We start from the raw sequence: 8,693 nt of genomic DNA on the forward strand, positions 1-8,693 counted from the left end.
ATTTCAAGGAGTGTGCCATGAAGGATCATGTACTGAATAGTAAAGTGCTTTTGGTCGCAGTGTGCATTTCCATATCTGCATGTCTACAGGTGTTTCCTGATACTTTTATTTATTGGCGCGAAAGTTTACTTGGCGAATTCTGGCGTTTGTGGACTGCACATTGGGTACATGTTGGATGGGTTCATTTCCTTTTAAATATGATGGCATTCGCTTGTTTACCCTTTATTTTTCCACATACAAAAGCATGGCATCTTCTAAGTCTACTTTTGCTGTTGCCACCCTTTATTAGTTTGGTGTTCTACTTTTATTTACCTTATATCGAAGCTTACGCAGGTCTGTCTGGTGTCTTACATGGACTATATACAGCGGTTGCTTTGGTCTATCTGCAATATCGTAAAGAGCGAAATTTTGCTTTGCTGGTTTTAGGGTTAATTATTGCCAAACTCATATGGGAAAACACTTTTGGACAAACAGGAACTGCTCAACTAATAGGGAGTCCAGTTTTAACTGAAGCTCATCTATATGGGGCAATTGGTGGAGCAATCTTTGGAGGATGTTATTGGATTTTCCAGAGATTAAAAAAGAAACATTGACAATACAAACTGTTAAAAAAGAGATTTTAGTCATTCTTTATTAACAAAGTTTGATGCAAATTTGATCGTTGAATAAAGGGATTGGTAGAAGGGGGATGGATTTAACCCCTGACCAAGAAAAATTGCATGACTCAAGTCCTTATTTTTTAGGGATTTGAGAGAACAAAATTGGAATATTTATGCAAGAACATCAAGAAAAAAGATCTGGATTAGGTCTGCTGGGTTATATCTGGAACGAATGGATCTCAACATTCGTCATCCTCATTCTGCTATTAATGACGCTAATTATTGGTACCGGGGAAATGATCCACGGACAATTATTACGTATCGGGGAACGTCTTTATGGCGACCCTGCTACAGGTATGCAATATTCTTTTTTGCGTGCTGAGCCTGAAAAGCCAACTTGTGATCGACATCCAAATATCGAGGCTCAAGTAAAAGAACAAATGAAAGCGAACGCGTCTGATGATTTCGCGAGTTTCTTTGGTGCAGCATCGGAAAGTGATGTCCGTGCATCACTACTCGCAGCAAAGCAACAATGTGATGAAAAATATCAGGCATATGATAAAACTATTAAATATATCGAAGCTAACCCAGGGGTACGTACTTACCGTGCTATCGAGACAGGTTTCTTCGGTATTTTTAAATTTGGTACAGAGAACCGTGCCATTTTACTGGTCTTTATGGTTTTGATTTCTGCGATTACTGCATCGTTGAAATATCACCATATTGGTTTGCGTAATCCGGCAACAAAAATAGATTACAAAGTATATTCCCTGTTTATGTTGATTGGTAATGCACTACTTAGTACCTCTGTCATTAGTCAGTATCGTTCCGTCATAAATTCTGGGGTAACACCTACCTATGAAACAGTAACGATTTACTGGATGTGGATGATTCTATTTGTTGTTCTGACTTTAATTAGTTTGTATCAATTATTTGTTTCACCTCCACCAAAACGTGAAGGCGGTAATATAGGTTTAGCCTTACTATCGGTGCCTCTATATGCTTACATGGCGTTAATTACAGGCATCGTATTTACGTTCTTTATGGATTACCCAATGGGGCAAGGTATTTACCTTGGTTTATTGGTTGAGTTCTCGGGTATCTTCTTAAACCTTGCCTTGTTTATTTGGGCAGGTATGCTTTTAACTCAAACACGCGTTATGGACTTGTTCCTTAATGTGCTTCGTCCATGGAACTTGGCACCAGAAACCTTAACTTGGTTAATTCTAATTGCTGCTGCTGTACCAACAGCTTATACAGGTGCATCAGGTATTTTCGTTATCGCAGCAGGTGCAATTATTTATAAAGAAGTCTGGAATGCGGGTGCTCGCCGTCAATATGCTTTGGCTGTGTCTGCAATGTCAGGTTCTTTAGGGGTAGTTGTACGTCCATGTCTACTGGTCGTTTTAATTGCAATGCTTGATAGCCGTCATGTTACGTCGGATGAGCTATTTGGGCATGGTATTTATGTATTTTGGTTAACTGCATTTATTTTCTTGGGTGTTTCACTACTTTTAGCTGAAGAAAAATTCCGTGTGAATTCACCAAAAGTTGCGATTCCGGGCATGATGCGTGCCTTTGTACCTGTAATTCCATACATTCTGATCACTGCTGTTGTTCTTGCGATCTATAAATATGCATTAGATACAGGAATGAACGAGTTTACTGCACCAGTAATTTTGCCATTAGTTCTGATCGCAATGATCTTGTACGACAAATTGGTTGCGACCAAAGAAGCGCCTGCAATCAATATTCATGAAGCGATTGTTCGTGAACACGAACAAAAATCACCATTCTTGCGTGCACATGATCCGCATAGCTCTCAATACCGTCTTGGTTTTGGTGGAGCACTTCGATTTGCGACCTCAGAAACTGTAGGTCATATCGGTGCTTTAATTATCTTGATGGCATTGTCCGCAAGTGTAGGTGGTTTAATTGAACGCTCTGAAGTAGTCGAATTATTACCGACTCATTTGGGCAGTATTTACATTTCACTTGCATGTATTGCGCTATTACTTGCCATTATTGGTATGTGTACAGATCCATTTGGTGCTGTAATTTTAGTTGCTGCAACTATTGCACCTGTAGCATACGAAAATGGTATCCATCCAATTCATTTCTGGATGATTGTGTTGGTTGCATTCGAATTTGGCTACGTAACACCACCAGTTGCCTTGAACCATCTACTTACGCGGTTGTCCGTCGGAGATGATGAAGTGAACGCTGCTGATGCTGAAGCGAAAGAGAAATATACAAGCTTCTACTTCCGTTATGAGCGCTGGTTGCTACCAATTATTGTCTTGTTCTCATCATTGGTATTAGTGACTTATGTGCCATATGTATTTAAGTTATTCGATTGGTATAAATAACTTAAATCAAAGTATTGGTTATACAAAAAAGCCTTCCTAAATGGAGGGCTTTTTTAATCAGTGGATTAAGTAAATTTAAAACAAGATGATTAGAATTATTTAAATCCGAACAAAAAAGCTAAAGATGGATAGCTTTAGCTTTTTTAAGAGCTCGTTGAAAAATTATTGCTGTTTAAGCTGAGCTTCCAGCAATTTAACTTGTTCTTCTTTGAGTTTGGTTAATTGATCCGCATCTGCATGCTGAGCTTTTAAGGTTGCTTCCTGATCTTTTAGCTGCCGATGAATATCTTCAAGTTTAGATACTTCTTCTTTTGCTAAAGACTCTTGTGCAGGGACAGGCTCTTTAAGCACATTTTCACTAACAAGTTGCTGAGAACTTGCATTTTCAGCTAAAGGTTCAGAACTTGGTAATGGCTCAGCTGGTTTCGGTTTAGCAGGAGCAGGAGTCGAGACAGGTTGTGGATCAACCAGTGGTGCTGACGACTCGGTTTTTTTAAAAAACCATTGCGCTGCAAAAAAAAGCACTACGAGAATGCTTAAGCCCCCAATTAAAATCCATAATAATTTTGAGTTTTGTTTTCTTTGTAGTGGCATGTTTAAGACCTTTAGTCGGGACGACGTGGCTTGAACTGTATTACCCCAATTTCATCCGGTTCAGCAGGTGTTTCAGGCTCATCAACATGAGTCGGACGATTTTCGCTATAACCGCATTCGATACATTCAATCCATTCGTCTTCTGCGGTGGTTAGCATGACAATTCGATCCATGGCTTCACATTTTGGACATTTTGCCCCAGCAATGAAACGTTTTTTCATCTTTATCACCCTAACCACACGATCAATTTAGGCCCATAGTTTAAGCGGTTTTATTGTCATTCGTCCAACCTTGATGACGTAACAACGCGTCAATTTTAGGCTCGCGTCCGCGGAAATTAACAAATGCCTCAAGCGCCGTGTCTTTTCCACCCACAGCTAGAATTGCCTGACGGAATTCTTTACCTGTTTGAGTGTTAAAAATGCCTTCATTTTCAAAACGATCAAATGCATCACTTGCTAAGACTTCTGCCCATTTGTAAGAGTAATAACCTGCGGCATAACCGCCCGCAAAAATATGACTAAAACTATGTTGGAAACGGTTGTAGTCGACAGTAGGAACGACCGCATATTGCTTACGAATATCGTTTAAGGTTTGCTGAATTTGCTCACTGTTCAGGGCTGGCGTTTTGGTGTGAATGGTCAAGTCAAATAATGCAAATTCAAGCTGACGTAAAGTTTGCATACCAGATTGGAAGAAGCGAGCATTTAATAAAGCATCTAGTAATTCTTGTGGCAAAGTCTGTTTACTATCGATGTGTTCACTTAATACATCTAGACATTCTTTATCCCATGACCAGAACTCCATAAACTGGCTTGGTAGCTCTACTGCATCCCAAGCAACGCCATGAGTTCCTGCAACCGAAATATTATCTACTTCGGTCAACATATGATGTAAACCATGTCCGAATTCATGGAACAAAGTAATCACTTCGTCATGAGTCAATAAAGCAGGTTGGTCACCTACAGGAGGAGTGAAATTACACACCATATAGCAAATTGGTTTTTGTAAACCATGAAGTGTTTGCATGCGCGAGCGGAAGCCATTCATCCATGCACCACCACGTTTACCTGTACGCGCATAGATGTCAAAGAAGAAGCCACCAATCACTTGGCCTTGGTCTTCTAATTCAAAATAGCGTGCATCTGGATGCCAGACAGGTGCTTGTCTTTCAATAATATTAATGCCGTATAGACGCTGCACAATCTGGAATAATCCCTGAACGACTTTAGGTGCAGGGAAATAAGGTTTTAACGCTTCTTGAGATAGGTTAAATTGTTGCTGTTTCAGCTTTTCAGAATAGTAAGTTGTATCCCAAGGTTTAAGCTCATCCACACCATTTTGTTTAGCAATATCTTGAAGTTCTGCAACTTCTTGAAGCGCAGGAGCACGCGCATGTTCTGCTAGATCAACCAAAAACTCATGTACTGTTTTTACGTCTGGTGCCATTTTGCTTGCAAGAGAATATTCAGCATAGTTATTGAAACCAAGTAGTTTTGCCATTTCCTGACGAAGACTTAAAATTTCTTCCATAATTTTGCTGTTATCAAACTCAGTTTGTTCAGACTGATCAGATGCGCGAGTCACATAAGCTCTATAAAGCTCTTCACGCAATGCACGGTCATCTGCATAAGTCATGATTGCAAAATATGCTGGGAAATCTAGGGTTGCTACAGCTTGGTCAAGTTCACGTTGTTTGCCGTACTGTTTTAATAACTCAATATTACTTTCTGGAAGACCTTTTAACTGATCTTCGGTAAGTGGCTTAAAGTAGGCTTGTGTTGCATCAAGTACGTGGTTTGAAAAATCAGAAGAAAGCTGTGAAAGACGCGCAGAAATCTCTGCATAACGTTTTTTCTCTTCACCCTCTAAAGCTACACCTGAAAGTTTAAAGTCACGTAAAGCTAGACGGATAGCACTTTGTTGGGCTGGGCTAAGCGATGTATAGCCTTGACCATCATGGATGTGTTGATAGGTTTGATAAAGCGCCGTGTGTTGACCAAGCTGAGTGTAATATTCACTTAATGCTGGTAATAAAGATTGATAGACTTCTCTCGTTTCTGCATTGCTCATTACAGCGTTTAAATGCGATAAAACGCCCCATGATTCACTTAGATTATTTTCAAGCGTATCGACTTGCTCAAGTACGGCAAGTTGCTGAGCTGCATCTGTAGGTGCAGCCGTAAGAGTATTTAAAAATTCCTGACCTGCTTGGATCGCTTGCTGGATGTCTTGTTTTAAATTTTCTAATTCAATTTGGTCAAAACGCGGAGTTGGTAAAGTCGCTTGCTGTAAAGTCATTGCTAATAGCCACATTATTTTTTAAACATGGTATTAGATGTAGGTCCTCTCAAGTCGGAAATCAAGCTTAATGTGTAAAATAACCCTTTTAAAAAGAAATAAGCCTCCAATTGGAGACTTATTTTTGAAACGTGATAATTATTTACTTACTATTCTGCCTTTGATTTTGCATTCGACTTTTTCTTTTTAGGCTTAGATTTTTTCTTCACCTTTTCTGATTTAGTCTCGGCTTTTGCTGAGGTTTTCTTACCAGATTTTTTGGTGTAAGAACTTGGCTTACTTTTTTCTTTCTTTTTGTGAACAGGCCGCTCACCATCACTACTGACAGTTGGTTTACTGAAAACTTCTTCAGTCGCCTGCGTAGTAGTTTTAGTCGTACGCGGCGCACGGCTACGAACTACTCGGCCTGCATGGGTAACTTGCTTAATGAGCTGGAAGTCAATTTTACGTTCTTCCAGATTGACACCAGCGACCTGAATTTTAACTTCATCGCCCAAACCAAAGACTTGACCACGATTTTGACCTACTAGATTTTGACTCGCTTGGTCATAAATAAAGAAGTCATCGCCGAGTTGGCTAATATGAATCATGCCATCAACATATAAATCTTTCAGTGTCACGAATAAACCGAATTCGGTCACCGCACTTACAATACCAATAAATTCATCACCTAGATGCTGCTGCATGTAGTGACATTTCAACCACGTCGTTACGCTACGAGAAGCTTCATCAGCACGGCGCTCTGTTTGAGAGAAATGTTCACCTGCATCATCTAGTGCAGCACCAGAGAGTGGATAAGGCTTTTGTTTCAAGTGAGCTTTAATGGCCCGGTGTAATAATAGGTCTGGGTAACGACGAATTGGCGAAGTGAAATGCGTATAAGCTTCATAAGCCAAACCATAGTGCCCTGCATTTTTTGCGCCATAATAAGCTTGCATCATTGAACGTAATAAGACGGCATGAATACTTGGTGCATCAATACGATCTTTAGTTGCTTCAATTACTCTTTGATAGTCTGCTTGAGTTGGTTGGTCAGGGAAGGGTAGCCCCAGTAATTTAACAAAGTCTTTTACTTTCTGAATACGTGAGAACTCTGGAGCTTCGTGCACGCGATACAACATTGGAACATCATGTTCTAATGCATATTCAGCTGCAGCAACGTTAGCAAGTAACATGCACTCTTCAATAAGTTTATGTGCTTCATTACGTGTACGTGGCAAAATTTCTTTAATCCCGCCTAGCTCATCAAAAGTCATGTAGGTTTCAATGGTTTCAAATTCCATTGCATGACGATCAGCACGTAAATTTTTCAAAATTTGATAAAGCTGGAAAAGCGTATTTAAAGATTTATGAACATCACGATCTTTTGGAATCGCATCTGTTGCGCCGTCAAAATATTGTGCTACCTGTGTATAGGTCAAACGCGCTTTTGAATGCATCACTGATGGATAAAAATCGTAACCAGTTACGCGGCCTGTACGAGAGAGTTTCAAGTCACAGACCATACATAAACGGTCTACATGAGGGTTCAGAGAACACAAGCCGTTTGACAAAGCCTCTGGTAACATTGGTAATACAAAGTGAGGGAAGTATACCGAAGTACCACGTTCCTCAGCTTCTTCATTGAGGGCTGAGTCTAAGCGTACATAATGGCTAACATCAGCAATTGCGACAACTACACGATAACCGCCACCTGGACGTTTTTCAGCATAAACCGCATCATCAAAATCACGAGCATCTTCACCATCGATCGTAACTAATGCTAAATCTCGTAAATCGATGCGGCCTTCACGATCTTGAGCAGATGGTTCTTTAAAACTTTCAGCTTCTTTTATAACTTCATCTGGAAATTCGTAAGGTAAGCCAAACTCAAGAATAGTCTGCGGAATAATAATTTCTGTATCAGCTTTGTCGGCCATAGATTGAATAATATGCGCCGTCGCAAATTCTTCACGAGTCGGATAGCTGTCTATTGCGACACGTAGCATATCGCCAACATTTGCTTCAGCATGTGTTACCAGTTCTTTTTCTAAAGGAATAGGCTGGTGCTGATTTGGATTGTTGGGCTGAATAAAATATTCGCCATCGTGAACCGACAATTTACCAATTAATTGTTTAACACGATGTTGTAAAACTTCTGTGATAAATCCCCAAGGTTTGCCTTTACGATCAACTGAAGTCTGTCGCACTCTAACTCGGTCACCGTTAAAGACTAAACGTAATTCACGTTCAGGAAGTAAAAGGTCACTTTGACCATCGATATGCGCTGTGCCTAAACCTTTACTATTGATATAAACAGTTGCTTCATAGGTCGGTTGATCTGCCACCAACTGAAATTTAAACCCGTCTTTCATGATTTGACCATCACGAACCATAGCACTTAAGCGATGACTGAGTGCTTCAATACTTTTTTGGTCATGAATATTAAAATGATCGACAAGTTCTGCATGAGATTGCGGTGTCTGCAATTGTTCCAATGTATCTAAAATAAGAGTACGGCTTGGAATAGGATTGTCATAACGTTCAGCTTCAGCTTTCGCTTCGGGGTCAGCCCAGTTTTTTGTCATGTCGTTTGGTTTCACGCTTGGCAGATAAGTTTAGCATAAGTCATGCAGACCCGAACTGCACGTTTAGGTTTGCAATAATGTGTTATGCACTACAGTATTTTGATGAAGAAATAATATCTATCTTAACAAGCGTTTGATCGAAAAAGACGAAAATAATGAGAAAATTGCTTAAAAAATAATTCATTGAACTAAAAAACAAGAAAATTTCACTATGATGACTTGAACAATAGGGTTTTAGTTTGTATTATGGCGGCTCGTTCCGG

6 protein-coding genes are annotated in these 8,693 nt (G+C 39.8%); 2 read left to right on the top strand and 4 right to left on the bottom strand.

All coding sequences use genetic code 11. The features are described from left to right. Positions 1-17 precede the first annotated feature (17 nt). The gene (gene rrtA / locus J536_RS13085) at positions 18-593 is read left to right on the top strand and encodes a rhombosortase (RefSeq protein WP_005067290.1); all 576 of its coding nucleotides are present in this window, start codon (positions 18-20) and stop codon (positions 591-593) included. A gap of 179 nt (positions 594-772) precedes the next feature. Further along, on the top strand, positions 773-2,968 hold the full coding sequence (locus J536_RS13090) for a TRAP transporter large permease subunit (protein WP_005067292.1): 2,196 nt from the start codon (positions 773-775) through the stop codon (positions 2,966-2,968). A 162-nt stretch (positions 2,969-3,130) separates the two neighbouring features. Here J536_RS13090 and J536_RS13095 read toward each other — a convergent pair whose 3' ends face one another. The 4 genes from J536_RS13095 to rnr all read right to left on the bottom strand — a co-directional run bounded on the left by J536_RS13095 (position 3,131) and on the right by rnr (position 8,430). Then, positions 3,131-3,562, bottom strand: a complete 432-nt coding sequence (locus J536_RS13095) for a hypothetical protein (RefSeq protein WP_005067294.1) — start codon at positions 3,560-3,562, stop codon at positions 3,131-3,133. Positions 3,563-3,573: 11 nt separating this feature from the next. Then, a complete protein-coding gene (locus J536_RS13100) occupies positions 3,574-3,783 on the bottom strand; it encodes a YheV family putative zinc ribbon protein (RefSeq protein WP_032004797.1) in 210 nt (69 codons plus the stop codon). Positions 3,784-3,823: 40 nt separating this feature from the next. After that, positions 3,824-5,878, bottom strand: a complete 2,055-nt coding sequence (locus tag J536_RS13105; RefSeq protein ID WP_032063098.1) for a M3 family metallopeptidase — start codon at positions 5,876-5,878, stop codon at positions 3,824-3,826. 134 nt (positions 5,879-6,012) lie between these two features. Continuing rightward, positions 6,013-8,430: a ribonuclease R gene (gene rnr / locus J536_RS13110; protein WP_005078314.1), complete on the bottom strand. Its 2,418-nt coding sequence runs from the start codon at positions 8,428-8,430 to the stop codon at positions 6,013-6,015. Positions 8,431-8,693: the final 263 nt, after the last annotated feature.

Source organism: Acinetobacter sp. 809848 (genome assembly GCF_000581275.1).
GTDB lineage: Bacteria > Pseudomonadota > Gammaproteobacteria > Pseudomonadales > Moraxellaceae > Acinetobacter > Acinetobacter pittii.